Below are 24,571 nucleotides of genomic sequence, written 5' to 3' on the forward strand. Positions count from 1 at the left end.
GAAAAAACGGAAGCTTTGCCGTGCCCGAACTGAACTACAAGCATCTCCACTACTTCTGGGTGGTGGCCAAGGAAGGCGGCGTTTCGCGCGCCGCCGACAAGCTCGGCGTCGCCGCGCAGACGATCAGTGGACAATTGGCGATGCTCGAGCGTTCGCTCGGCGTCGCGCTGCTGGCGCCGGCCGGGCGCGGGCTGACGCTGACCGAGGCCGGGCGGACGGCGCTTTCCTACGCCGACCGCATCTTCAGCCTCGGCGAGCAGATGCTGGAGGCGCTGGAGGCGAACGCCGGCGCCGGGGCCTTGCGGTTGACCGTCGGCATTCTCGACGCGCTGCCCAAGCTCGCCGCGCACCGCCTGCTGCAACCGGTGATGGCGCTCGGCAAGCCGCTGCGGCTGGTCTGCTACGAGGGCGAACTCGACGAACTGATGTCCGACCTGGCGCTGCACCGGCTCGACGTGGTGCTCTCCGACCGCCCGGTGGCGAGCAGCGGCAGCCTGCGCGTGTTCAGCCATGCGCTCGGCGAGTATGCGGTCAGCTTCTATGCGGCGCCGGCGCTGGCTGCGCAGTACGCGCCGCGGTTCCCGGCCAGCCTGGCCGGCGCGCCGCTGCTGCTGCCGACGCGCACGAACGCGCTGCGCGGCCGGCTGGAGCACTGGTTCGAGGCCAACGAGCTGCGCCCGACGATCGTCGGCGAGTTCGAGGACGCGGCGCTGATGGACACCTTCGGCCGGCACGGGCTGGGACTGTTCCCGGCCTTGTCGATGCTCGGCCCGGAGATCGCGGCGCAGTTCGGCGCGCTGCCGGTCGGCGAGCTCGACGGGGTGCGCGAGCAGGTCTTCGCGATTTCCGGCGAGCGGCGCATCCGCCATCCGGGCGTCGAGGCGATGCTGCGCGGCGGCGAGGCCTCGCCGCGTCAATAGACGCGCCACTCGCCGGCGCCGACCGCGCAGGCGGTCTGCCGGGCGACGTCGCGGCCGCGGGCGAACTCGTAGTCGCGGCACTGGCGACCGTCGCGCTGGTAGCTGCGCAGCGGCGTCACCACGTAGTCGACGCCGCTGTCCGGGCTGCGCCAGGCGACCCGCTGGCGGTCTTTCGCCAGTTCGAGCGCGTGGCCGAAGCAGGCCTGGTCGGCGCCGGACAGCTCGCGCGCGGCCTGCGCGCCGACGACGGCGCCGAGCACCGTGCCGACGATGATGGCGACGGTGCGTCCGTCGCCCTTGCCGATCTGCGAGCCGATGGCGCCGCCGACCACGCCGCCGATCGCCGCGCCGGCGGCCTCGACGTTGCAGCGCCCGCTGAAGATGCCGTAGTCGTTGCCCCACTGCTTGCCGGTATAGCCCTGATAGTAGGGGTCATGCTTCTTGCGCCAGCCATGCGCCGGGGCATGCGACGGCGGGTCGGCGAGGCTGGCGGTCGGCAGCGGTGCGGCGATGGCCAGGGCGAGGGCGATGAGCAGGGGTTTGCGCTGTCGGTTCATGGTCGTCCTTTTTCGGTGGTGACTCGGGTTGCCGGTAGAATAACGTTTTGTCCGGAAATGCGTTGATATGGCTTGGAGCGGGTTTCTTGCCGTCGGGGCGGGCGCGGCGCTCGGCGCCTGGGTGCGCTGGCTGCTCGGCCTCGCGCTCAATCCGCTGCTGGTCATGCTGCCGCTCGGCACGCTCGCCGCCAACCTGATCGGCGGCTACCTGGTCGGCGTCGCCGTCGGCGTCTTCCATATCAACTCCGGCCTGCCGCCGGCGCTGAAGCTGCTAGTCATTACCGGCTTTCTCGGCGGCCTGACCACCTTCTCCACTTTCTCGGCCGAGGTCGTCGAGCGCCTGCTCGCGCACCAGCTCGGCTGGGCGCTGGCGCTGGCTTGCACGCACCTCGTCGGCTCGCTGCTGATGACCTACCTCGGCCTGCTCACCGTCGGCGCCGACAAACTGTTTTCCTGATGCGTATCGAACTCGATGACTGCCTCGCCGCGGACCGGCGGCGGCTGAAAGCCCTGCTGCGCGACCTGAAGTCGGCGCCGGGGGCGAAGAAGGACAAGGCGCGCGCCGATTTCACGACGCTGGCGACGAAGTCGGCCGAGATCGTGCAGAAGCGCCGCGCGCGGCTGCCGAAGCCGGAGTACGACGAGGACCTGCCGGTCAATACGCGGCGGGCCGAGATCGCCAAGCTGATCGCCGAAAATCAGGTGCTGATCGTCTGCGGCGAGACCGGTTCCGGCAAGACGACGCAGCTGCCCAAGATCTGCCTCGAACTCGGCCGCGGCACCACCGGCCTGATCGGCCACACGCAGCCGCGCCGCATCGCCGCGCGCTCGACGGCGGCGCGCATCGCGCAGGAGCTGAAGACCGACCTCGGCGGGCTGGTCGGCTACAAGATCCGCTTCACCGAACGGACGATCCCGGAAACCTTCGTCAAGCTGATGACCGACGGCATCCTGCTCGCCGAGACGCAGGGCGACCCGACGCTCTCCCAGTACGACACGCTGATCATCGACGAGGCGCACGAGCGCAGCCTGAACATCGACTTCCTGCTCGGCTACCTGAAGACGCTGCTGCCGAAGCGCCCGGACCTGAAGCTGATCATCACCTCGGCGACGATCGACGCCGAGCGCTTCGCGAAGCATTTCAACGACGCCCCGGTGATCGAGGTTTCCGGCCGCCTTTTCCCGGTCGAGGTGCGCTATCGCCCGGTCGAGACCGAAGAGGCCGAGCGCGAGGACCAGCGCGACCTCTACGACGCGCTGGTCGATGCCTGCGACGAGCTGCACCGCGAAGGGCCGGGCGACGTACTGGTCTTCCTGCCCGGCGAACGCGAGATACGCGACGCAGCGGAAGCCTTGCGCAAGCGCCATCCACCGCATACAGAGATATTGCCGCTGTTCGCCCGCCTCTCCGCCGAGGAGCAGTCGCGCATCTTCAAGCCGCACACCGGCCGCCGCATCGTGCTGGCGACCAACGTCGCCGAGACCTCGCTGACGGTGCCGGGGATCCGCTACGTCGTCGATACCGGCCTCGCCCGGGTCAAGCGCTACTCGTACCGCAACAAGGTCGAGCAGCTGCAGGTCGAGAAGATCTCGCAGGCCGCCGCCAACCAGCGCGCCGGCCGCTGCGGGCGCGTCGCCGCCGGCATCTGCATCCGCCTCTACGACGAGATGGGGTTCAAGGCGCGGCCGGCGTTCACCGATCCGGAAATCCTGCGCTCCTCGCTCGCCGGCGTGATCCTGCGCATGAAGTCGCTCCATCTCGGCGACATCGAGGCTTTCCCGTTCCTGGAAGCCCCGTCGTCGCGCGCCGTCGCCGACGGCTACCAGCTGCTGCAGGAGCTGAACGCCCTCGACGGCGACAACGCGCTGACCGGCATCGGCCACGGCCTCGCCAAGCTGCCGCTCGATCCGCGCATCGCGCGCATGATCGTCGCCGCCCGCGACGGCGGCTGCCTGAAGGAAGTGCTGGTCATCGCCGCGGCGCTCTCGGTGCAGGACCCGCGCGAGCGGCCGCAGGAGAAGCAGGGCACGGCCGACGCGGCACACGCCAAGTGGGCCGACGAGAAGTCGGAGTTCCTCTCCTGGCTCAAGCTGTGGCACTGGTACGAGAACGAGATCGAACACAAGAAGTCGCAAAGGAAGCTGGTGCAGATCTGCCATGCGAATTTCCTGTCGGCCAACCGCATGCGCGAATGGCGCGACATCCACTCGCAGCTGCATGCCTTGATCGGCGAGCAGGGGTGGAAGGAAAACACGCAGCCGGCGACCTACGACGCGATCCACAAGGCGCTGCTCACCGGCCTCCTGGGCAATCTCGGCTGCCGTTCCGAGGACTCGATGTACTTCCTCGGCGCGCATGGCATCAAGTTCCTGGTCCACCCCTCGTCGCCGCTGCAGAAGAAGATAGGCCGCTGGCTGATGGCGAGCGAGATCACCGAGACGACCAGGCTCTACGCGCGCTGCATCGCGCGCATCGACCCGCTGTGGCTGGAGGAAGTGGGCGCTCACCTGATCCGCCGCAGCTACTTCGATCCGCACTGGGAGCAGAAGGCGATGCAGGTCGCGGCTTGGGAGCGGTCGACGCTCTACGGCATCGTGGTCAACCCGAAGAAGCGCGTGAACTTCGGCCCGATGAACCCGGCCGAGGCGCGCGCGATCTTCATCCGCCAGGGGTTGGTCGGCGGCGAGATCAACGAGGACTTCGCCCGGCGCTGGCCGTTCTGGCAGCACAACCGGAAACTGATCGGCGAGATCGAGTCGCTCGAACACAAGTCGCGCCGGCCGGACGTGCTGGTGGACGACGAACTCATCTACGCCTTCTACGACCACGTGATTCCGGAAGGCATCCACAACGGCGCCGACTTCGACAAGTGGCGCAAGGAAGCCGAGCGCGAAAACCCGAAGCTGCTGTTCCTCAAGCGCGAGGACCTGATGCGGCACGAGGCGGCGGGCGTCACGACCGACGCCTTCCCGTCGCAGATCAAGCTCGGCGGCGTCGAGTACGCGCTCAGCTATCACTTCGAGCCGGGCTCGCCGAAGGACGGCGTGACGCTGACCGTGCCGCTGGCGCACCTCAACCAGGTGCCGGCGCTGCGCTGCGAGTGGCTGGTGCCCGGGCTCTTGAAGGAAAAGGTGCAGCAGCTGGTGAAGACGCTGCCGCAGAAGATCCGCGCCAAGCTGGTGCCGGTGCCCGAGTTCGCCGCCGAGTTCGCCGACAAGGTGCAGCCGTCCGACAAGGGCCTGGTGCCGGCGCTGATCGCCTTCATCATGGAAACGCGCGGGCTGAACGCGCGCGGCTGGGCGGTGACGCCCGACGCCTTCCGCCCCGGCGAGCTGCCGGCGCACCTGTCGATGAACTTCAAGCTCGTGGACGAGCACGGCCGCCAGCTCGACATGCGGCGCAACCTGACCGAGCTGCGCGGCGAATGGGGCGGGCAGGCGAAGGCGGAGTTTTCGGAGAAGCACGAGGCGCCGTCGGAGTTTTCCGGGCTGACCGACTGGACCTTCGGCGAACTGCCGGAGCTGATGGAGGTCGAGGTCGGTGGGCAGATGCTGCTCGGCTACCCGGGCCTGACCGATGACGGCGAGAGCGTGTCGCTGAAGGTCTTCGACTCGCCCGAGGAGGCGCGCGCCGCGCACGAGAAGGGGCTGGTGCGGCTGTTCAAGATCCAGTTCCGCGAGCAGTTGAAGTATTTCGAGAAGAACCTGCCCGGCCTGCCGCAAATGGGCATCCAGGCGATGGGGCTGATGACGGTCGACGAGCTGAAGCAGCAGCTGATCGACGTCGTCTTCGCCCGCGCCTGCCTGACCGCGCCGCTGCCGCAGGACGAGGCGCAGTTCCGTACGCGCTGCGCTGAGGCGAAGTCGCGGCTGGGGTTGCTCTCGCAGGAGATCTGCCGCCTCGTCAGCCTGGTGCTCAGCGAATGGCAGGCGCTGACGAAGAAGCTGCCGGCGTTCAAGGCACATGCAGCGGCGGTCAAGGATATCGAGGCGCAGGCGGCGCGACTGATGGGCAAGCGTTTCGTCGCCGCGACGCCGTTCGAGCGCCTGCAGCACTACCCGCGCTACCTGAAGGCGGCGGCGCTGCGCCTCGACAAGCTCAAGGCCGACCCGGCGCGCGACGCGCGGCTGATGGCCGAGTACGCGCCGCTGTGGACGAACTACGAGCGCCGCGCCGGGCAACTCGCCAAGCAGGGCGTGGTCGACGAGAATCTGGAGCAGTTCCGCTGGCTCCTGGAGGAATTGCGAGTGTCGCTGTTCGCGCAGGAGCTGAAGACGCCGACGCCGGTGTCGACGAAGCGCCTGCAGAAAACCTGGGAGGGCCTGGCCCGTGGTTGAAATCTTCAACGCGCTGATGCGCAGCCTGAACAACCTGCAGGACCGCGGCATCTGGCTGCGCCTGGTCGGGCCGGCGGTGGTCGCGCTGGTCGTCTGGCTGGCGCTGGCCTTTTTCGCGCTCGACTGGTTCGTCGCCGAACTGCTGGAGATTCCGCCGCTGACCTGGGTCGCCGGCTGGGGCGCGCTGTGGCTGGCCAAGGTGCTGGCCTGGCTCGGCGGCTGGCTGGCGGTGTTCGCGCTGGCCTACCTGACGGCGATGCTGCTCGCCGCGATCTTCGTCGTGCCGCTGCTGGTGAACGAGATCGGCGCCCGCGAGTATCCGGACGTCGCGCGCATGGGCGAGGACAGCTTCGTCGCGGCGACCGGCAACAGCGTGCTCGCCGCCGTCGGCTTCATCGTCGGCTGGATCGGCACGCTGCCGCTGTGGCTGATCCCGGGGATGGGGCTGGTGCTGCCGATCTACTGGCTGGCCTGGCTGAACCGGCGCACCTTCGCCTACGACGCGCTCGCCGCGCACGCGACGAAGGAGGAGTGGAAGGCGCTGTTCGAGAAGCATCGCGGCAAGCTGCTGCTGCTCGGCGTGCTGCTCGGCCTGCTCGCCCACGTGCCCTTCGTCGGCCTGCTGGCGCCGGCCTTCGGTGCGCTGGCCTACGTCCATTACGGGCTGGAGGCGCTGCGCCGCGAACGCGACGGTGCCGTCCTGACCCTCGAAAAGACGCAATGGGAGCGCACATGAAGACTTTCGGCGCAATCGTCATCGGCGACGAAATCCTTTCCGGCAAGCGCCTGGACAGGCATTTCGCCAGGCTCGCCGAGCTGCTCGGCGCGCGCGGGCTGCGCCTGTCGTGGGTCGAGTACCTCGGCGACGAGCGAGAGCGGCTGACCGCGACTTTCCGCCGCACGCTCGCCGCCGGCGACGTCGTCTTCTCCTTCGGCGGCATCGGCAACACGCCGGACGACCACACGCGGCAGGCCGCCGCGGCGGCGCTCGGCGTCGACCTGGTGGTCCATCCCGAGGGCGTGGCCGAGGCCAGGATCCGCTTCGGCGACGAGCTGACGCCGCAGCGCCTGCAGCTGGTGACCTTCCCGGCCGGCGCGCGGATCATCCCCAACCCGTTCAACCGCATTCCTGGCTTCATGGCGCGCGAGCACTACTTCGTGCCCGGCTTCCCGCAGATGGCGCACCCGATGGTCGAATGGGTGCTGGAAACCTTCTACCGCGACCAGTTCCGTGCGGCACCGGTCGAGAAGGCCTTCCTGCTGACCGGCGAGGGGGCCTACGAGAGCGCGCTGCTCGACCTGATGGAGCGCATCGTCGCCGACTACCCGACTCTGCGCCTGTTTTCGCTGCCGTCGATCGTCGGCAAGGAGCGGCGGCATCTGGAGCTGGGGGTGGAGGGCGATCCGGCGCTGGTCGACCGGGCGATGGGCGAGATTCGCAGCGAGGTCGAGCGACGCGGCATCCGCTGGGCCTGGCGCGACGCGCAGTCCTGAGCGGGGTCCCTCCGCAGAAAACAAAAAACCCGGCCGGGCCGGGTTTCTGTTCGCGCAGCGGTCGGGCGCTTACTTCTTCTTCGTCGTGCCGGCGCCGACGGCCTTGGCGGTGGCGCTGGAGGCGGCCTGCAGGTTGGCGTCGGCGATCTCGGTCATCTGCTTGGCCATGTTCTGCATGTTGCCGAAGGCCTGGTTGGTCGCGTCGAGCATCGACTTCATCGCCGCGGCGAAGACGTCGCCGCCGACCGGCGCCTGCGCCGAGGTCTTTTCGATCGTTGCCGAGGCCTTCTTCGAGAAGGTGCTGTACTGCGCGTCCATCACCTTGGTGACTTCCTGCTGCAGCTGCGTGACGAGGTCGTAGACGCTGCGCGAATAGTCCATCAGCTTCTGCACGTTCGGTTGCGACAGCGTGGCGTTGATCTTCGCCAGCTCCTGCGCATCCTTGGCGGCGAGAATCTGCTGCGTGTTGGCGACGCTGGCGTTGAAGAATTCGCGGCTGGCGGCCATGTTCAGCGCGGCCAGCTTTTCCATGCCCTCGAAGGCGGTACGCATCAGCGCCATCATCACTTCGGCGTTGGCTTTCTGGGCGGTGGCGAGTTGGTCGAGATTGTTTGCAGTCATCACTTCCTCCGGTGGGTGGGGTTGCGTCTCAGAATAAACCAATAGATCACTATAGGTTATTTGCCCAGCATAGCCCAAGCGCAGAACTCAAAAAAGCCGGACAAAAAAAACCCCCGAACGCGTCGGGGGTCTTTGCTGGCGAAGCGGCCGATCAGGCGGCTTTCTTCTTGCCGGCGGCGGCGGTGGCGCCGACCGCCTTGACCGTGGCGTTGGTCGCGGCGGCGACGTTCGCTTCGGCGATCTCGGCGACCTGCTTGGCGGCCTTGTTCATGCTGTCGAAGGCCGAGTTGGCGGCGGCGATCGCCGACTTGACGGCGGCGACGGCGACGTCCGAACCGGCCGGGGCCGACTTGGCAGCCTTGTCCAGCAGGCCGGCGACGGTCTTCTGGAACTCGGTGAATTGCGATTCCAGAACCTTGGCGAATTCTTCCTGGGTCTGGGCCGAGATTTCGTAGACGCTGCGCGAGTAGGCAACGGCCTTCTCGACGTTCGGCTGGGCCAGCGTGGCCTGCACCGAGATCACTTCCTGCACGTCCTTGGCGCCGAGCAGGGCCTTGGTGTTGGACACGCCGTCTTCGAGCACCGAGCGGGCGGTGTTCAGGTTCAGGGCGGCGACGCGCTCGGCGGAAGCCAGGGCGGTGTTGGCCAGGGTCAGCAGGGATTCAACGGCGGCCTTGTTGGCGGCGGCAAACTGTTCCGGGGTGGCGAACATGGTAACTCTCCTATCGATCGGTTGATTGTGTGCTGCGCGTCGGCATGGCCTTGTTGCGCTGCAGCATGACTCGAATTATAGGGAGCGACGCCTGCTTGTCAAGCCTTTTTTGTGCGCCGCACCAAAAATATTTTTGTTTTATTAAACATGGTGTTACCGGTATCGTCCGGCGCCCTTCGCCGGGTCGGGATGTGGCGCCGCATGAGCGGCGGGCCGATCGGTGCGGCGGCCGGCGCGCGCGGGCGGGCGGCGGGGGCCGCCGCCAGGGCTCATTCCTTCGTCGGGAGGCTGCCCGAGGGGCGCAGCGTCAGCGGCTCCGCCTTGGCGGCTTCGCCTTCGTTCTTGCCCTTGGGCTGGATGATCGCGCGCACGCGGCCGCCTTCCACCTTCGCCGGCGTCTTGCCGTCGGCGGCGACGCCGGAGGTCACCAGATACTGCTCGGTGAGCGCGTTGTAGGAGATGTAGTTGCCCTTCACTTCGTCGCCGCCGCTCTTCACCCAGGCGCGGATGAAGAATTCGGTCTTCTCGTTGCGCGCGTCGTGTTCGATGCGCTCGCCTTCGCCCTCGACGTAGTCGTCGCGGCCTTCGCGCTTCTGGCGGAAGCGGGCGACGCCGCCGGGGCCGCCGCTGGCGACGCCCTTCTGGAAGCCGTCGGCGTCCTGGGTGACGACGATCCGGTCGGCGCGGATCGTCAGCGTGCCCTGGGTGAGCACGACGTTGCCCTCGAAGATCTGCACCTTCTTCACCTCGTCGACGCTGATGCGGTTGGCCTCCAGGTTGATCGGCTTCTCGCGGTCCGCCTTCTCGGCCAGCGCCGGCGTCGCCGCCGTCAGGGAAATCACGGCGAGGGAGATCAGGGTGTGCTTCATGGCTTCGCTTTCGCCTTTCTGCTTTCAAACTGGCCGGTAGCCTGCGATTCGAGGATGTAGGTCTGGGTCTTGTTGTCGAGATGCATGCCGACGCCCTTGAGCCACGAGGCGCCCTGCGTGAACGTCACCGGGCTCGCCGTGTACGCCGTTTCCTCCTCGGTCTGCACGGTCAGGTCCGGCATGGTGCCGAACAGCGCGGCGCGCGTCGGCGTCGGGTCGCGCTTGACGCGCACGTCGTCGTTGAGCTGCACCGTTTCGCCGTCGGCGCTGACGTGGGCGCGCTGCGCGCTGAGGTACATCGTCGGCTTCTTCGGGTTGAGGTAGGTCAGGTGCGGCAGCGCGATCTCGGTCGCGTCGTCGTCGGGGAAGTGCCGGGCCTCGGTCGCCTTCAGGATGTACTGGAGTTCGCCGTCGCGGGTCAGCTTGCGGATTTCCATGCCGCTGATGATGTAGTCCGGATCGTGACGGTCCTTGCCGTCGTTGCGCTCGTCCGGGAAGGCGGTGGCACGGACCAGCCAGAAGGTCAGTCCGGCGAGCACCGTGAGCACGGCGAGCGGGAAGGCGGCGCTGGACCAGGTCTTCATTGCGGCAGCCAGGGCGCGATCACGTCGTCCAGCCGGCCCTGCGCGGCGAGGATGAAGTCGCAGGCCTCGCGCACGGCGCCGCGGCCGCCTTCCTTGCGGGTGACCAGCGTCGCGCGCCGCTGCACCGCCTCGTGGGCATTGGCCGGCGCGACGGAGAAGCCGCACAGGCCCATCACCGCGAGGTCCATCACGTCGTCGCCCATGAAGCCGGCCTGGTCGGCGGTAAGGCCGAGCTCGGCAAGGATGCCGCGCAGGCAGTCGGCCTTGTCGTGCACGCCCTGGTGCAGCCGGTCGAGGCCGAGGTTGCGCGCGCGCACCTCGACGCAGGCGGCGCGGCGGCCGGTGATCACGGCGACCGCGATGCCGGCCTTCTCGAGCATCTTCAGGCCGGCCCCGTCGAGCGCGTTGAAGGCCTTCAGCTCGCTGCCGCTGTCGGTGTAGTAGATGCTGCCGTCGGTCATCACGCCGTCGACGTCGAAGGCCATCAGGCGCAGCTTGCGGGCGCGGGCGGTGGCGTCCATCAGATGACCTTGGCCCGGAACAGGTCGTGCATGTTCAGCGCGCCGAGCAGCCGGCCGTCGCCGTCGGTGACCGGCAGCTGGTTGATGCGGAACTGCTCCATCATCTCGACGGCCTCGACCGCCAGCTTGTCGGGGCCGATGCTGCGCGGATTCCTCGTCATCACGTCGGCGACCTTCAGTGCGCGCAGGTCGAGGTCCTTCTCGAAGGCGCGGCGCAGGTCGCCGTCGGTGAAAATGCCGACGACCCGCCGTTCCGCGTCGACGACCGCGGTCATGCCGATGCCGCCCTTCGAGATTTCGAGGATTGCCGCGGCGACGCCGGCGTCCGGCGTTACCGCCGGCGCCGACTCGCGCATGACGTCGCGGACGTGGGTGAGCAGCCGGCGGCCGAGCGCGCCGCCGGGATGCGAGCGGGCGAAGTCCTCGGCGCCGAAGCCGCGGGCGTCGAGCAGGGCGACGGCGAGCGCGTCGCCGAGCGCCAGCGCGGCCGTTGTGCTGGCGGTCGGCGCCAGGTTCAGCGGACAGGCCTCCTCGGCGACGGCGGCGTCGAGGTGGGCATCGGCCTCGCGGGCGAGCGAGGACTGGGAGTTGCCGGTCATCGCGATCAGTTTGCCGCCGAGGCGCTTGAAGATCGGCACGATGGCCATCAGTTCCTCGCTCTCGCCGGAATTGGAGAGGGCGATCAGCACGTCGTCGCGGGTGATCATGCCGAGGTCGCCGTGGCTGGCCTCGGCGGGGTGCACGAAGTAGGCCGGGGTGCCGGTGCTGGCAAAGGTCGCCGCGATCTTGCGCGCGATGTGGCCGGACTTGCCCATGCCGCTGACGATGACGCGGCCGTGGCAGTTGAGGATCAGCGCCAGCGCGGCGAGGAAGCCGCCGTCGATGCGGTCGCCGAGCGCGGCGACGGCCTCGGCCTCGATGCGCAGCACGCGACGGGCGAGGTCGAGCGCTTTCGGCGAGGGCTGGATTTGGTTCATGGATTCGATGCGGTTATGATTCGGGAAAGTATAGCAGATCGGCCGGAATCCCCCGGTTTCAGGCCGCTCGCACGAGATTCCCCACCCCTGAGAGAGCCGCCCGCGACCGATGAATACCCTGCAGCTGTCCCTCCTGTTGCTCGGTGCGTCCGTCCTCGCGGTGATCCTGTTCCGGCGTGCCAACCTGCCGCCGGTGCTCGGCTACCTGCTGGTCGGCACCGCCATCGGCCCGCACGCGCTGAACCTGATGGCCAATGCCAGTGGCGCTGCGCACCTCGCCGAGTTCGGCGTCGTCTTCCTGATGTTCTCGATCGGGCTGGAGTTCTCGCTGACCAAGCTGCATGCGATGCGGCGCATCGTCTTCGGCCTCGGTCTGCTGCAGGTGACGGTGACGCTGCTGCTGACGGCGCTGATCTGTCTTTTCTTCGGCATCGGCTGGCAGGGCGGCGTCGCGCTCGGCGGCGTGCTGGCGATGTCGTCGACGGCGGTGCTGACCAAGCTGCTCACCGACCGCATGGAGCTGGACGCCAAGCACGGCCGCGAGGTGATGGGCGTGCTGCTGTTCCAGGATCTCGCGGTGGTGCCGCTGCTGATCCTGATTCCCGCCTTCACCCGCCCGCCGGAACAGATGGCGATGATGCTCGGCGTCGCCGTGCTCAAGGCCGCCGCGGTGCTGGCGCTGGTGCTCTATTTCGGGCAGCGGCTGATGCGCAGGTGGTTCTTCATCGTCGCCCGCGGCAAGTCGGCCGAGCTGTTCATGCTCAACGTGCTGCTGATCACGCTCGGACTGGCCTACCTGACCGAGCTCGCCGGCCTGTCGCTGGCGCTCGGCGCCTTCGTCGCCGGCATGCTGATCTCGGAGACCGAGTACCGCTACCAGGTCGAGGAGGACATCAAGCCGTTCCGCGACGTGCTGATGGGACTGTTCTTCGTCACCATCGGCATGCTGCTCGACGCCCGCCTCGTCTTCGCCAACCTGCCGCTGGTGCTCGGCGTCCTCGTCGCCCTGCTCGTCTGCAAGTTCGCCATCGTCGGCGGGCTGTCGCGCCTGCTCGGCGCCGCGCCCGGGACGGCGATCCGCAGCGGCCTGTGGCTGTGCGCCGGCGGCGAGTTCGGCTTCGTCCTGCTCGCCGAGATCAAGGGCTTCAACCTGGTGCCGGCGCTTGCCGCGCAGGCGGTGCTGGCGGCGCTGGTACTGTCGATGCTGATCGCGCCGATCATCGTCCACTACGCCGACCGCATCGCGCTGCGCTTCGCCGCCAGCGAGTGGCTGCTGCGCTCGATGGAGCTGACCAACATCTTCGCGCAGAGCATGGGCACCGAGCAGCACGCCATCATCTGCGGCTTCGGGCGCAGCGGCCAGACGCTGGCCCGCTTCATGGCGCAGGAAGGCGTCGGCTACATGGCGCTGGACCTCGACCCGGAGCGCGTCCGCGAGGCGGCGGCGGCCGGCGAGAACGTCGTCTTCGGCGACGCCAGCCGGCGCGAAACCCTGCTCGCGGCGGGGGTCAAGCGCGCCAGCGTGCTGGTCATCAGCTTTGCCGATACCCGTGCCGCCGAGCGCATCCTGCATCTGGTGCACGAACTGAAGCCCGACCTGCCGGTGGTCGTGCGCACCTACGACGATGCCGAGATGGAGCGCCTGCGTGCCGCCGGTGCCGCCGAAGTGGTGCCGGAATCGCTGGAGGCCAGCATGATGCTCGCCTCGCATGCGCTGGTGCTGATCGGCGTGCCGATCAACCGCGTGCTGAAGCGCGTGCGCGAGATGCGCGCCGGCCAGTACCAGCTGCTGCGCGGCTTCTTCCACGGCCAGACCGACCGCGACGAGGACGTGCACGACAGCGACGCGGTGCGCCTGCATTCGGTGACGCTGGCGCCCGGCGCGCGCGCGGTCGGGTGCTCGCTCGCCGAGATGGCGCTGGCCGACCTCGACGTCGTCGTCAGCGCGGTCCGCCGGCGCAACATCCGGGCGGTCGAGCCGTCCGACGAACTGCGTTTCCAGGAGGGCGACGTGGTCGTCCTGTTCGGGCGGCCGGACGGCCTGGCAGTGGCCGAGGAGCGGCTGCTGAAAGGCTGACGGCCAGGGGGCTCGCCGCTACGCGACGTCCCGGGTCAGAAGGCGGCGCAGACGGTATAGGGGGCGTCGTCGACGACCGCGCCGCTGCCGGTCAGCGGTAGCGCGGCGAGCATCGTTCCCGCGTAGCCGTGGGCGCCGACGCGGACCGAGCCGGTGGCGGTGTTGCCGTCGTCCATCGTGGTGTCGATCTGCTTGGCGATGCGGCCCGGGATGCCGTCGGAGCAGACGAAGTAGGTGCCGGCCATGCCGGCGATCGGCACGGCGCTCTGCACGCCGATGCGTCCGCCGTCGGCATTGCGCGGCACCGACGCGGCGATCGCCGCGTCCGAGAAGTCGGTGGCGCCCGCCGCCAGGTTCGCCAGGCGGACCTGTTGCCAGAAGGCCAGCGATTCGTCGCTTTTCGCCTCCGAATTGAAGTTTCCGTCGATGCGGCCGTTGCCGAGCGTCGCAGCGGTGGGCACCAGCGTCGCGCCGGCGCCGACGTGCGTCGCCGCCGCCCGGTCGTCGCCGGGCAGGGCCTTGTATTTGTCCTGGTAGCCGTAGATGAACAGCGGGACGGCCTTGAAGTCGCCGACGTGGTTCTTCACCTTTGCGCTGTTCACCAGCTCCTGGCCTTTCAGTACGCCGCCGAGCAGCAGGCCGATGATGACCAGCACGATGGCGATTTCGACGAGCGTGAAGCCCGATGCATCGGTTTTCATTCCGTTCCCCCTTGGCGTGATCGAAACGTCCGGGCGCGCATGCGACCCGTTCCGCATTATGATGCATGGATTTTTTGCGCCTGACACGGGGGCGGGAACGGCGATGCCGGAAGGGCCGGGGGCGTTGCGGCCGACGGCGCCGCGACGGATGGTCGTTCCGGTGCCAGGCCAGGGGCATCGGCGCGCCGGGGCGGCGGCGCGGCCTTGCCGGGCAATCCCGCATGGTGCCTTGCTTGACGGGGGAGGGGGCGGCGCCTAAGATGCGCCGGTTTTTCCAATTTCTCCCGCCGCAGTGAATCTCGAACAACTCTACGCCCTGATCGGCCCGGACATGCAGGCGGTCGATGCCGTGATCCGGCAGCGCCTGCATTCCGACGTGGTGCTCGTGCGCCAGGTCGCGGAATACATCATCCAGAGCGGCGGCAAGCGGCTGCGGCCGGCGTTGGTGCTGCTGTCGGCGGGCGCGGTCGATTATCGCGGCACGCACCACCACGATCTGGCGGCGGTGGTCGAGTTCATCCATACCGCGACGCTGCTGCACGACGACGTCGTCGACGAATCGGCGCTGCGCCGCGGCCGAGACACGGCGAACGCGATGTTCGGCAACGCCGCCAGCGTGCTTGTCGGCGACTTCCTCTATTCGCGCGCCTTCCAGATGATGGTCGCGGTCGACGACATGCGCGTGATGCGCGTGCTCTCGGATGCGACCAACGTCATCGCCGAAGGCGAGGTGCTGCAGCTGATGAACTGCCACGACGCCGACGTCGACCAGGCGCGCTACCTGCAGGTGATCCGCTACAAGACGGCGAAGCTGTTCGAGGCGGCGGCGCAGCTCGGCGCGATCCTCGGCCGGGCCGCGCCGGAAATCGAAGCCGGGCTGGCCGCCTACGGCATGCACCTCGGCACCGCCTTCCAGATCATCGACGACGTGCTCGACTACTCGGGCGCCGAGGCGGAAACCGGCAAGCATCTCGGCGACGACCTCGCCGAAGGCAAGCCGACGCTGCCGCTGATCCACGTCATGCAGCACGGCACGCCGGAACAGGCGGCGCTGGTGCGCAACGCGATCGAGCAGGGCGGGCGCGACGACTTCGCCGCGGTGCTGGCGGCGGTGCGCGCGAGCGGTGCGCTGGAGCAGGCGCGCAAGGCGGCCGAAGGCGAGGCGGCGCTGGCGACGGCAGCAATTTCTTCGCTACCCCCTTCACAGTACAAAGAGTCGCTGCTACAATTATCAGCTTTCGCGGTATCCCGAAGTTTCTGACGCCGCGAAGCCCTCGGTCGGGGTGTAGCTCAGCCTGGTAGAGTACTGCGTTCGGGACGCAGGAGTCGGAGGTTCGAATCCTCTCACCCCGACCAATTCCTTTCTTCCCCCTCGTTCGTCCCGCTTCCTTCCCCGTCGGCAGGGCGCGCTTCTGCTATCCTTGGCGCCCATCTTTCGAGGGCGGGCATGGGCAAGCTGATTCTGTTGTTGATCCTGGCGGCGATCGTCTGGTGGCTGTGGCGCAAACTGCAGGCGCCGGCGCGTGATGCGCCGCCGCAGGCCTCCCGCCCCGCCGAGTCGATGGTCAGCTGCGCCCACTGCGGCGTCAACCAGCCGCGTAGCGAATGCGTCGAGAGCGGCGGCCGTCTCTATTGCTGCGAGGCGCACCGCCGCGCGGCGGAAGCCGGTCACGGAGAGCGCTAGCGCATGACGACGCGCTTCGCGGCCGAGGATTCGGCGCTCTGGGATACGCACTGGAAGTCGCTCCGCTACTTCAACCTGTACCGCTTCGTCCTTGCCGCGCTGCTGTTCGTCGCCGCCGCCGGCACGCCGCTGCAGGGGGCCGTCTTCGTCGCCGCCGTCTCCAAGTGGCACGTCGCGCTGACCGGCGGCTACCTGCTGCTGACCCTGCTGTCGGTGATGTCGCTGCACCGCGTCCGCCGCCACTTCAACATCCAGCTGACGGCGCAGGTGCTGCTCGACGTCTTCGTGCTGACCGCGCTGATGTACGCCGGCGGCGGCCTGCGCAGCGGCTTCGGCTGGCTGCTGCTGGTATCGCTGGCCGGTGCCGGCCTGGTCGGGCAGGGGCGGCTGGTGCTCTTCTTCGCCGCCGTCGCGACGCTCGCGGTTCTCGTCTCCGAATTCTTCCTGGCACTGCGCAACGAGTTCGATTCGGTCGGCTTCTTCCAGGCCGGCCTGCTTTCGCTCGGCTTTTTCGCGACGGCGATTTCCGGCCGGCTGCTGGCGCGGCGCGTGCTCGCCAACGAGGAACTGGCCAGGCAGCGCGGGGTGGCGCTGCGCAACCAGATGCTGGTCAGCCAGCGCGTGATCGAGGAGATGCAGGACGGCATCCTGGTCGTCAGCCAGGATGCGCTGGTGCGCCAGCACAACCCGCGCGCCGAGGCGCTGCTCGGCGTGAGCGATGGCTCGGCGAGCGCCCTGGCGATGTATTCGCCGGCGCTCGCCGACAGCTTCCGCGCCTGGCAGGCCGGCGCGACCGCGGAGCCGGAGCCGTTCCGCGTCGCGCCGAGCGGACTGACCTTGCGCGCCCGTTTCGTCCCCACCGAAAGCAGCGAGCACGACGTGCTCGTCTTCCTCGAGGACATGGGGCGCGTCCAGCAGCGCGCGCAGCAGCTCAAGCTCGCCGCCCTCGGCCGCCTGACGGCGAACATCGCGCACGAGATCCGCAATCCGCTGTCGGCGATCAGCCATGCCGGCGAGCTGCTGCTCGAGGAGCTGCGCGGCAGTGCGCAGGAGCGCCTGCTGACCATCGTGCGCGACAATACGCAGCGTCTCGACCGCATCGTGCGCGACGTGCTCGAGCTGGGGCGGCGCGACCGGGCGCATCCGGAGGCGATCGATCTCGCCCAGCTGCTGCCGCTGTTCCGCGAGGAGTTCGCGGTCAAGGAGCAGATCGACCCGGAGGTGGTCTCCCTCGATCTGGGGGCCGGCGGCGTGGTCTGCTTCGACCGCTCGCACCTGCACCAGGTGCTGTGGAACCTGATGGGCAACGCCCTGCGCCACTCGCGGCGACAGGCCGGCAGCCTGACGCTGCGTCTCCGCCGGGGGCGCGGCGTGGCCGGCGTCGAGCTGCACGTCGTCGACGACGGCGCGGGCGTTCCGGACGAGCTGCGCGAGCATGTGTTCGAGCCTTTCTTCACCACGCATTCGCGCGGAACCGGGCTCGGCTTGTATATTGCACGCGAACTGTGCGAAGCCAACGGTGCCCGGCTGGAGCTGCTGGACAATTCGCCGGGGGCGCATTTCCGGATCACGGGGGGAGGGTGCAGTGAGTGTCAATAGGAACGAACGGCGCGTGCGCGGGGATCTGTCGCGGGTACTGGTGGTCGACGACGAGGCCGACATCCGCGAACTGCTCGACCTGACGCTGTCGCGCATGGGGCTGGCGGCCGACTGCGCGGGCTCGGTCGCCGAGGCGCGCCAGTGCCTGGAACGCGAACGCTACCAGCTGTGCCTGACCGACATGCGCCTGCCGGACGGCGAGGGGCTGGAGGTCGTGCGGCTGGTCGCCGAGCGCTCGCCGGAGACGCCGGTGGCCGTGATCACCGCCTTCGGCAGCACCGAGAATGCCGTGGCCGCACTCAAGGCCGGCGCCTTCGACTATCTGGCGAAACCGGTCGCACTCGACCAGCTGCGCACGCTGGTGAAATCGGCGCTCAATCTGCCGGCGGCCGCCGCCGGCAAGGCGGAGCAGCAGCTGATCGGGGAGTCCGCGGCGATCGCGCAGGTGCGCGAGCTGATCGACAAGCTGGCGCGCAGCCAGGCGCCGGTCTACATCTCCGGCGAGTCGGGCAGCGGCAAGGAACTTGCCGCGCGCCTGATCCATTCCCGCAGCACGCGGGCGCAGGGCGCCTTCGTGCCGGTGAACTGCGGCGCAATTCCCGAGACCCTGGTCGAGAGCGAGTTCTTCGGCTACCGCAAGGGCGCCTTCACCGGCGCCGATGCCGACCGCGAGGGCTTCTTCCAGGCGGCCGACGGCGGTACGCTGTTCCTCGACGAGGTGGCCGACCTGCCGCTGGCGATGCAGGTGAAGCTGTTGCGCGCGATCCAGGAGAAGCGGGTGCGCAAGGTCGGCAGCACGGTCGAGGAGCCGGTCGACGTGCGCCTCATTTCCGCGACGCACCGCAACCTGCGCGAATGCGTCGAGGCCGGTGTCTTCCGCCAGGATCTCTACTACCGGCTCAACGTCATCGAGCTGCGCATGCCGCCGCTGCGCGAGCGCCAGGAAGACATTCCCGAGCTGGTGCAGGCGATCCTCGCGCGTATCGCCGGTGCCGGCGTCTCGGTCAGCGAGGGGGCGCTGCAGGCGCTGTGCGGCTACGTCTTCCCGGGCAACGTGCGCGAACTGGAGAACATCCTCGAGCGCGCGACCGCACTCTCGGCGGGGAGCGAGATCGACGTCGTCGACCTGCAGCTGGCACCGGAAGAGGGTGAGGGCGTGCCGGCGTCGCGCGTCGGCGAGACCCTCGACGACACGCTCAACCGGGTCGAGCGGGCGGCGATTCTCGACGCACTGGCGAAGACCGGCGGCAACCGCACCGCGGCGGCGCGGCTGCTCGGCGTCACCTTCCGCTCGCTGCGCTATCGCATCGAGCGCCTCGGCATCGACGAATGAGATGAGCCACGGACGGATCGATGGCGTGGGCTGGCTGACGTCCGCCCGGCGCGAACCGTCGCCGAACTTCGACGCGCGGCCGGCGGCGGAAAAGCCGACGCTGCTGGTGGTGCACGCGATCAGCCTGCCGCCGGGCGAGTTCGGCAGCGACGACATCCTCGATCTTTTCGCCAACCGCCTCGACGCGTCGCGTCATCCCTACTTCGCCGGTATCCGCGATCTGCGCGTCTCGGCACATTTCCTGATCCGCCGCGACGGCGAACTGATCCAGTTCGTTTCCTGCGACGACCGAGCCTGGCATGCGGGCGTCTCCTGCTGGCGCGGCCGCGAGCGTTGCAACGACTTCTCCATCGGCGTCGAACTGGAAGGCTGCGACGAGCTGCCGTTCGAGTCGGCGCAGTACGAGCGCCTGTGCGAGCTCGTCGCGATCCTCGGCCGCGCCTATCCGCTGCGGGACATCGCCGGGCACAGCGAGATCGCGCCCGGCCGCAAGACCGACCCGGGGCCGTGTTTCGATTGGTCCCGCCTGTCCGCGCTGCCGCTTTCCCGCGCACGCTGATTCATCGCGCACGCACTTCGTGTTTTCCTTTCCCGCTGTGATGCCGTATGCGAATGACGCGCGACTGCAACAGTTTTGCTCGGGGTTGACTTTCGATCAAAAAATTTCTTGCATAGAAAATAATCAACTACTAGAATTAGTTCAAATTTGCAAGGGCGGCACAATATCTAGTATGTCCCGCCGAAAAGGCCGCCAGAAGCGGGTTTCGAGGGTGTCGATAGCGAAAGTCGACGGCCTCACGGACATAGAAGGCGATGAGACTGAAGCGACAGCCAGCGCGTAAACGATCACCGGGTCTGCCGACGCAACGTCGGGCTGCTGCCTTCTCTTCCCCGCTTTTCCGCTCCTCTGCTCCCTCCGCTACTTCCCACTTTCTCCGCTTGTGTTCCGCCCGGTTCGCGCGCGCTTCGCGCTGCAGCGACGGCTTCGGCACGAGCGGCGCTTCCCGATATGCGGCCGTTGCCGCTGCAGGATTCGATCGCCCCGCGTCGCGGGCGACGGTCGGATGGTCCGGGCTATCGCAGACGGATCGCTTTTTGCGTTTTGATCAAAACGTAATCAACTTTCCCTCGAATCGATAGAAGGAGGTAACCATGGCAACAAGCGCGAAGAAGCCCGCCGCGAAACCGGCGGCGAAGAAGGCGGCCCCGAAGGCTGCCGCCAAGCCCGCTGTGAAGAAGGCTGCCGCCAAGCCGGCAGTGAAGAAGGCGGCTCCGAAGGCCGCCGCCAAGCCCGCTGCGAAGAAGGCTGCCGCCAAGCCGGCAGTGAAGAAGGCCGCTCCGAAGGCTGCCGCCAAGCCCGCTGCGAAGAAGGCTGCCGCCAAGCCGGTCGCGAAGAAGGCTGCTGCGAAGCCGGCTGCGAAGAAGGCCGCTGCGCCGAAGAAGGCTGCTGCGAAGCCGGTCGCGAAGAAGGCCGCTGCGCCGAAGAAGGCCGCCGCCAAGCCGGTCGCGAAGAAGGCTGCAGCGCCGAAGAAGGCCGCTGCCAAGCCGGCTGCAAAGAAGGCTGCAGCGCCGAAGAAGGCTGCTGCGAAGCCGGCTGCGAAGAAGGCCGCTGCGCCGAAGAAGGCTGCTGCCAAGCCGGCTGCGAAGAAGGCCGCTGCGCCGAAGAAGGCTGCTGCGAAGCCGGCTGCGAAGAAGGCCGCTGCGCCGAAGAAGGCTGCTGCCAAGCCGGCTGCGAAGAAGGCCGCTGCGCCGAAGAAGGCTGCCGCCAAGCCGGCTGCGAAGAAGGCTGCTGCGCCGAAGGCTGCCGCCAAGCCGGCCGCGAAGAAGGCCGCTGCGCCGAAGGCTGCCGCCAAGCCGGCTGCGAAGAAGGCTGCTGCACCGAAGGCTGCCGCCAAGCCGGCGGCGCCTGCCGCGCCGGCGCCGGCACCTGCCGCCGCTGCTGCACCGGCCCCCGCGCCGACTCCGTCGACGGCTGCAACCCCGGGTCTGAAAACCGCGCTCAACCCGACCGCGGCCTGGCCGTTCCCGACCGGTTCGCGTCCGAAGTAATCGTCGGTAGATGTGGTGCGGGGCGAGTGTCAGCTTGCCCCGCCCGCTCTTTTCAGTGGCGCAACGTCAGTTGCGCCGCCTTCCTTTCCGCGCCTCTTTTTTTTTTGCGTCGTGCGCCGGCTAGCCGCCGGTCAGCCGCTCGATGCGCCGTACCGCTTCCTCGAGCCGGGCGACCTCGGTCGTGTAGGCGAAACGCAGGTGGCGCGCCGGTGCGCTGCTGCCGAAATCCAGTCCTGGCGTCGCCGCGACGCCGGCCTCTTCGAGCAGCCGGTAGGCCAGGCGTTCGCTGTCGTCGCTGAGCGCGCTGCAGTCGGCGTAGATGTAGAAGGCGCCCTGCGGCCGCGCGGGCAGCCGGAAGCCGATGCGCTCCAGCGCCGGGGCGAGGAAGTCGCGGCGGCGCTTGAATTCGGCGCGGCGCGCTTCGAGGATGGCGATCGTCGGCGGCGAGAAGGCGGCCAGCGCGGCGTGTTGCGCTGGCGTTGACGGCGAGATGAAGAGGTTCTGCGCGAGCTTCTCGACGTCGCGGACGTAGGCCTCGGGGACGACCAGCCAGCCGAGGCGCCAGCCGGTCATCTGGAAATACTTGGAGAAGCTCTGCACGACGAAGATGTCGTCGCCGGCCGCCAGCGCCGTCGGGGCATCGCCCTCGTAGGTGAGGCCGTGGTAGATCTCGTCGATGATCAGTTGCCCGCCGCGGGCCCGTACCGCCGTTGCGAGTGCGGCGATCTCGGCGGCGTCGAGCATCGTTCCGGTGGGGTTGGCCGGCGACGCGAAGAGCGCGCCGCGCGTGGCGGCATTCCAGAAGCGGTCGAGGTGCGCGACCGTCGGCTGGAAGTTGCTGCCGGCATCGACCGGGATGCCGACCGGGACGCCTTCGAAGGCGCGCACGAAGTGGCGGTTGCACGGATAGCCGGGGTCGGTCAGCAGCCATTCGCTGCCGGGTTCGACCAGGCAGGCGAGCGCCAGCGTCAGCGCGCCGGAGGCGCCGGCGGTGACGGCGATGCGTGAGGCCGGCACGGCGACGCCGTAACGTTCCGCGTAGAAGCGCGAAATCGCCTCGCGCAGTTCGGGCAGTCCCAGCGCCGGCGTGTAGAACATGCGGCCGCCGGCGATCGCGCGCTGGGCGGCGTCGACGATCGGCTGCGGTGTCGGGAAGTCGGGCTCGCCGACCTCCATGTGGATGATGTCGCGTCCGGCGGCCTCCAGCGCCTTGGCGCGGGTGAGCAGTTCCATGACGTGGAAGGGGGCGATCTCGGCGACGCGTGAGGCTGCTTGCATGGTCGGTTCCGTCGGCTGTGGATGCAAAAGCAAAGGCCGCCCGCGGGCGGCCTTTGCAGTGTAGCGAAATCGCTTACGCGGCGTCGCGGAAGATGTTCATCTCGAACAGCTCGCGCTTCAGCGTCAGTTGCTTCGGCAGCTTCTCGCCGAGCTTGTCGAACCACTCCTTGTGGCCGGCCAGTTCCGACTTCCAGGCGTCGGCGTCGATCTTGGTCAGCGCCTCGAACTCGGCCTTGGTGATTTCCAGACCGGTCCAGTCGATGTCCTCGAAGCGCGGCATCCAGCCGAGCGCGGTTTCCTTGGCGGCGACGCGGCCGCGGACGCGGTCGACGATCCACTTCAGCACGCGCATGTTTTCGCCGAAGCCCGGCCACATGAATTCGCCCTTGTCGTTCAGGCGGAACCAGTTCACGCAGAAGATGCCCGGCGCCTGGTCGACGGTGTGGCCCATCTTCAGCCAGTGGTTGAAGTAGTCGCCCATGTGGTAGCCGCAGAACGGCAGCATGGCGAACGGGTCGCGGCGGACGACGCCCTGCGCGCCGAAGGCGGCAGCGGTCGTTTCCGAGCCGAGGGTAGCGGCCATGTAGACGCCGAAGTTCCAGTTGAACGCCTGGTAGGCCAGCGGCACGGTGGTGGCGCGGCGGCCGCCGAAGATGAAGGCCGAGATCGGCACGCCCTGCGGGTCTTCCCACTTGGCGTCGACCGACGGGCACTGCTCGGCCGGGGCGGTGAAGCGCGAGTTCGGGTGTGCCGCCTTGCGCCCGGTTTCCTTGGCGATCTCCGGCGTCCAGTCCTTGCCCTGCCAGTCGATGCAGTGTGCCGGCGCTTCCTTGGACATGCCTTCCCACCAGACGTCGCCGTCGTCGGTCAGGGCGACGTTGGTGAAGATGATGTTTTCCTTCAGCGTCGCCATCGCGTTGAAGTTGGTCTTCTCGCTGGTGCCCGGGGCGACGCCGAAGAAGCCGGCTTCCGGGTTGATGGCGTAGAACTTGGTCGAGCCGTCAGCCTGCTTCTGCGGCTTGATCCAGGCGATGTCGTCGCCGACCGTGGTGATCTTCCAGCCGTCGAAGGTCTTCGGCGGGATCAGCATGGCGAAGTTGGTCTTGCCGCAGGCCGACGGGAAGGCGGCGGCGACGTAGGTCTTCTCCCCCTGCGGCGATTCGACGCCGAGGATCAGCATGTGCTCGGCCAGCCAGCCTTCGTCGCGGGCCATGTTGGAGGCGATGCGCAGCGCGAAGCACTTCTTGCCGAGCAGCGCGTTGCCGCCGTAGCCCGAGCCGTAGGACCAGATCTCGCGCGTTTCCGGGTAGTGCACGATGTACTTGGTGTCCGGGTTGCACGGCCAGCGCGAGTCCTTCTCGTTGGGGCCGAGCGGAGCGCCGATCGAGTGCACGCACGGCACGTAGTCGCCGCTGGCGCCGAGCACGTCGAACACCTTGGCGCCCATGCGGGTCATCGTGCGCATGTTCACGACGACGTACGGGCTGTCGGTGATCTCGATGCCGATGTGGGCGATCGGCGAACCGAGCGGGCCCATCGAGAACGGCACGACGTACATCGTGCGGCCGTGCATGCAGCCCTTGAACAGGCCGTTCAGCGTGTCGCGCATCTTGGCCGGGTCTTCCCAGTTGTTGGTCGGGCCGGCGTCGTCCTTGTTCTTCGAGCAGATGTAGGTGCGGTCTTCGACGCGGGCCACGTCCGACGGGTCGGACCAGGCGAGGTAGGAGTTCGGGCGCTTTTCCTGGTTGAGCTTGATCAGCATGCCGGCCTCGACCATCTCGGCGCACAGGCGGTCGTATTCTTCCTGCGAGCCATCGGCCCAGTAGATACGGTCCGGCTGGGTCAGCGCGGCGATCTCGGCGACCCATTTCTTCAGGCCTTCGTGCTTGACGTAGGCGGGGGCGTTCAGCGGTACGGTTTGGCTCATGGCGGTGCTCTCAAAGGAAGAACTTGAAAACGGGAACTACCGTGGCGCGGCGCGCGCTAGGTTGGCCGGCATCCGGACGGATGTCGGTGCGGAGGGCGTCGGTCGCGGCAGGCAAGGGGGTTGCCCGGCGCTTGTCGGGTGAAACAATCATGCTCGGCGTTTTGGTCGGCGCGGCGAGTTCATCGAGCGACAGGAATCCATAATTATGCCACGCCAGATGCCTCCGGGCAAATTGCCGATCCGTCGGGAAGCCTTGATCCATCAGGGTTTGTGTGTTCCCGGCATTGGTTCGGTAATCAGACAAATTCTCATTTGTTGTGGAAATCCCCA

Annotated in this window: 23 protein-coding genes and 1 tRNA gene; 13 read left to right on the plus strand and 11 right to left on the minus strand. The window is 68.2% G+C overall.

What is annotated here, in order from left to right:
* Positions 1-20 precede the first annotated feature (20 nt).
* Positions 21-920, plus strand: a complete 900-nt coding sequence (gene nhaR / locus IWH25_RS07625) for a transcriptional activator NhaR (RefSeq protein ID WP_203388716.1) — start codon at positions 21-23, stop codon at positions 918-920.
* Here the strand turns inward: nhaR and IWH25_RS07630 are convergent.
* Complete coding sequence (locus IWH25_RS07630) at positions 914-1,477, minus strand: glycine zipper 2TM domain-containing protein (RefSeq protein WP_203388717.1); 564 nt, start codon at positions 1,475-1,477, stop codon at positions 914-916. The genes nhaR and IWH25_RS07630 overlap by 7 nt on opposite strands.
* A 67-nt stretch (positions 1,478-1,544) precedes the next feature.
* On the opposite strand from IWH25_RS07630, the gene crcB reads away from it, so the two are divergent.
* The 4 genes from crcB to IWH25_RS07650 are packed head-to-tail and all read left to right on the plus strand — an operon-like array spanning position 1,545 to position 7,309.
* Positions 1,545-1,934, plus strand: coding sequence for a fluoride efflux transporter CrcB (gene crcB, locus IWH25_RS07635; RefSeq protein WP_203388718.1), 390 nt, complete (start codon positions 1,545-1,547; stop codon positions 1,932-1,934).
* Positions 1,934-5,815: an ATP-dependent RNA helicase HrpA gene (hrpA, locus tag IWH25_RS07640; protein WP_203388719.1), complete on the plus strand. Its 3,882-nt coding sequence runs from the start codon at positions 1,934-1,936 to the stop codon at positions 5,813-5,815. The genes crcB and hrpA overlap by 1 nt, the downstream gene beginning before the upstream one ends.
* Positions 5,808-6,551, plus strand: coding sequence for an EI24 domain-containing protein (locus tag IWH25_RS07645; protein WP_203388720.1), 744 nt, complete (start codon positions 5,808-5,810; stop codon positions 6,549-6,551). Before hrpA ends, IWH25_RS07645 begins: the two co-directional genes overlap by 8 nt.
* On the plus strand, positions 6,548-7,309 hold the full coding sequence (locus tag IWH25_RS07650) for a competence/damage-inducible protein A (protein WP_203388721.1): 762 nt from the start codon (positions 6,548-6,550) through the stop codon (positions 7,307-7,309). Before IWH25_RS07645 ends, IWH25_RS07650 begins: the two co-directional genes overlap by 4 nt.
* Positions 7,310-7,378: 69 nt before the next feature.
* Here IWH25_RS07650 and IWH25_RS07655 read toward each other — a convergent pair whose 3' ends face one another.
* The 6 genes from IWH25_RS07655 to IWH25_RS07680 all read right to left on the minus strand — a co-directional run bounded on the left by IWH25_RS07655 (position 7,379) and on the right by IWH25_RS07680 (position 11,593).
* The gene (locus IWH25_RS07655) at positions 7,379-7,930 is read right to left on the minus strand and encodes a phasin family protein (RefSeq protein ID WP_203388722.1); all 552 of its coding nucleotides are present in this window, start codon (positions 7,928-7,930) and stop codon (positions 7,379-7,381) included.
* A gap of 151 nt (positions 7,931-8,081) precedes the next feature.
* The gene (locus IWH25_RS07660; RefSeq protein ID WP_203388723.1) at positions 8,082-8,642 is read right to left on the minus strand and encodes a phasin family protein; all 561 of its coding nucleotides are present in this window, start codon (positions 8,640-8,642) and stop codon (positions 8,082-8,084) included.
* Between the two features lie 269 nt (positions 8,643-8,911).
* On the minus strand, positions 8,912-9,511 hold the full coding sequence (gene lptA / locus IWH25_RS07665; protein WP_203388724.1) for a lipopolysaccharide transport periplasmic protein LptA: 600 nt from the start codon (positions 9,509-9,511) through the stop codon (positions 8,912-8,914).
* Entirely contained in the window at positions 9,508-10,095 is a 588-nt protein-coding gene (lptC, locus tag IWH25_RS07670; RefSeq protein ID WP_203388725.1) for an LPS export ABC transporter periplasmic protein LptC, read from the minus strand. The genes lptA and lptC overlap by 4 nt, the downstream gene beginning before the upstream one ends.
* Positions 10,092-10,616: a KdsC family phosphatase gene (locus tag IWH25_RS07675; RefSeq protein ID WP_203388726.1), complete on the minus strand. Its 525-nt coding sequence runs from the start codon at positions 10,614-10,616 to the stop codon at positions 10,092-10,094. The genes lptC and IWH25_RS07675 overlap by 4 nt, the downstream gene beginning before the upstream one ends.
* The gene (locus IWH25_RS07680; RefSeq protein ID WP_203388727.1) at positions 10,616-11,593 is read right to left on the minus strand and encodes a KpsF/GutQ family sugar-phosphate isomerase; all 978 of its coding nucleotides are present in this window, start codon (positions 11,591-11,593) and stop codon (positions 10,616-10,618) included. The genes IWH25_RS07675 and IWH25_RS07680 overlap by 1 nt, the downstream gene beginning before the upstream one ends.
* 109 nt (positions 11,594-11,702) lie before the next feature.
* Between IWH25_RS07680 and IWH25_RS07685 the strand changes: the two genes are divergently transcribed.
* Positions 11,703-13,670 carry a monovalent cation:proton antiporter family protein gene (locus tag IWH25_RS07685; protein ID WP_203388728.1) on the plus strand — a complete coding sequence of 656 codons (1,968 nt, stop codon included), beginning with the start codon at positions 11,703-11,705 and terminating at the stop codon, positions 13,668-13,670.
* Between the two features lie 35 nt (positions 13,671-13,705).
* Here IWH25_RS07685 and IWH25_RS07690 read toward each other — a convergent pair whose 3' ends face one another.
* On the minus strand, positions 13,706-14,371 hold the full coding sequence (locus IWH25_RS07690; protein ID WP_203388729.1) for a prepilin-type N-terminal cleavage/methylation domain-containing protein: 666 nt from the start codon (positions 14,369-14,371) through the stop codon (positions 13,706-13,708).
* A 331-nt stretch (positions 14,372-14,702) separates the two neighbouring features.
* Here IWH25_RS07690 and ispB point away from each other — a divergent pair, with 331 nt between their 5' ends.
* The 7 genes from ispB to IWH25_RS07725 all read left to right on the plus strand — a co-directional run bounded on the left by ispB (position 14,703) and on the right by IWH25_RS07725 (position 21,036).
* The gene (gene ispB, locus IWH25_RS07695; RefSeq protein ID WP_338022740.1) at positions 14,703-15,632 is read left to right on the plus strand and encodes an octaprenyl diphosphate synthase; all 930 of its coding nucleotides are present in this window, start codon (positions 14,703-14,705) and stop codon (positions 15,630-15,632) included.
* Positions 15,633-15,650: 18 nt separating this feature from the next.
* Positions 15,651-15,727, plus strand: a tRNA-Pro gene (locus tag IWH25_RS07700).
* Between the two features lie 91 nt (positions 15,728-15,818).
* Positions 15,819-16,055 carry a PP0621 family protein gene (locus IWH25_RS07705; RefSeq protein WP_203388731.1) on the plus strand — a complete coding sequence of 79 codons (237 nt, stop codon included), beginning with the start codon at positions 15,819-15,821 and terminating at the stop codon, positions 16,053-16,055.
* Between the two features lie 3 nt (positions 16,056-16,058).
* Positions 16,059-17,654, plus strand: a complete 1,596-nt coding sequence (locus IWH25_RS07710) for a two-component system sensor histidine kinase NtrB (protein WP_203388732.1) — start codon at positions 16,059-16,061, stop codon at positions 17,652-17,654.
* Complete coding sequence (locus IWH25_RS07715; RefSeq protein ID WP_203388733.1) at positions 17,641-18,987, plus strand: sigma-54-dependent transcriptional regulator; 1,347 nt, start codon at positions 17,641-17,643, stop codon at positions 18,985-18,987. The genes IWH25_RS07710 and IWH25_RS07715 overlap by 14 nt, the downstream gene beginning before the upstream one ends.
* A 1-nt stretch (position 18,988) precedes the next feature.
* On the plus strand, positions 18,989-19,546 hold the full coding sequence (gene ampD, locus IWH25_RS07720) for a 1,6-anhydro-N-acetylmuramyl-L-alanine amidase AmpD (protein WP_203388734.1): 558 nt from the start codon (positions 18,989-18,991) through the stop codon (positions 19,544-19,546).
* A gap of 593 nt (positions 19,547-20,139) precedes the next feature.
* Positions 20,140-21,036: a histone H1-like repetitive region-containing protein gene (locus tag IWH25_RS07725; protein WP_203388735.1), complete on the plus strand. Its 897-nt coding sequence runs from the start codon at positions 20,140-20,142 to the stop codon at positions 21,034-21,036.
* Positions 21,037-21,156: 120 nt separating this feature from the next.
* Here IWH25_RS07725 and IWH25_RS07730 read toward each other — a convergent pair whose 3' ends face one another.
* From IWH25_RS07730 to IWH25_RS07740, 3 genes are all read right to left on the minus strand, one after another.
* Entirely contained in the window at positions 21,157-22,314 is a 1,158-nt protein-coding gene (locus tag IWH25_RS07730; RefSeq protein ID WP_203388736.1) for a pyridoxal phosphate-dependent aminotransferase, read from the minus strand.
* A gap of 73 nt (positions 22,315-22,387) precedes the next feature.
* On the minus strand, positions 22,388-24,241 hold the full coding sequence (locus tag IWH25_RS07735; RefSeq protein ID WP_203388737.1) for a phosphoenolpyruvate carboxykinase (GTP): 1,854 nt from the start codon (positions 24,239-24,241) through the stop codon (positions 22,388-22,390).
* Between the two features lie 10 nt (positions 24,242-24,251).
* On the minus strand, positions 24,252-24,503 hold the full coding sequence (locus tag IWH25_RS07740) for a hypothetical protein (RefSeq protein ID WP_203388738.1): 252 nt from the start codon (positions 24,501-24,503) through the stop codon (positions 24,252-24,254).
* Positions 24,504-24,571 lie beyond the last annotated feature (68 nt).

The sequence above is a fragment of the Azospira restricta genome (genome assembly GCF_016858125.1).
Taxonomy (GTDB): Bacteria; Pseudomonadota; Gammaproteobacteria; order Burkholderiales; family Rhodocyclaceae; genus Proximibacter; species Proximibacter restrictus.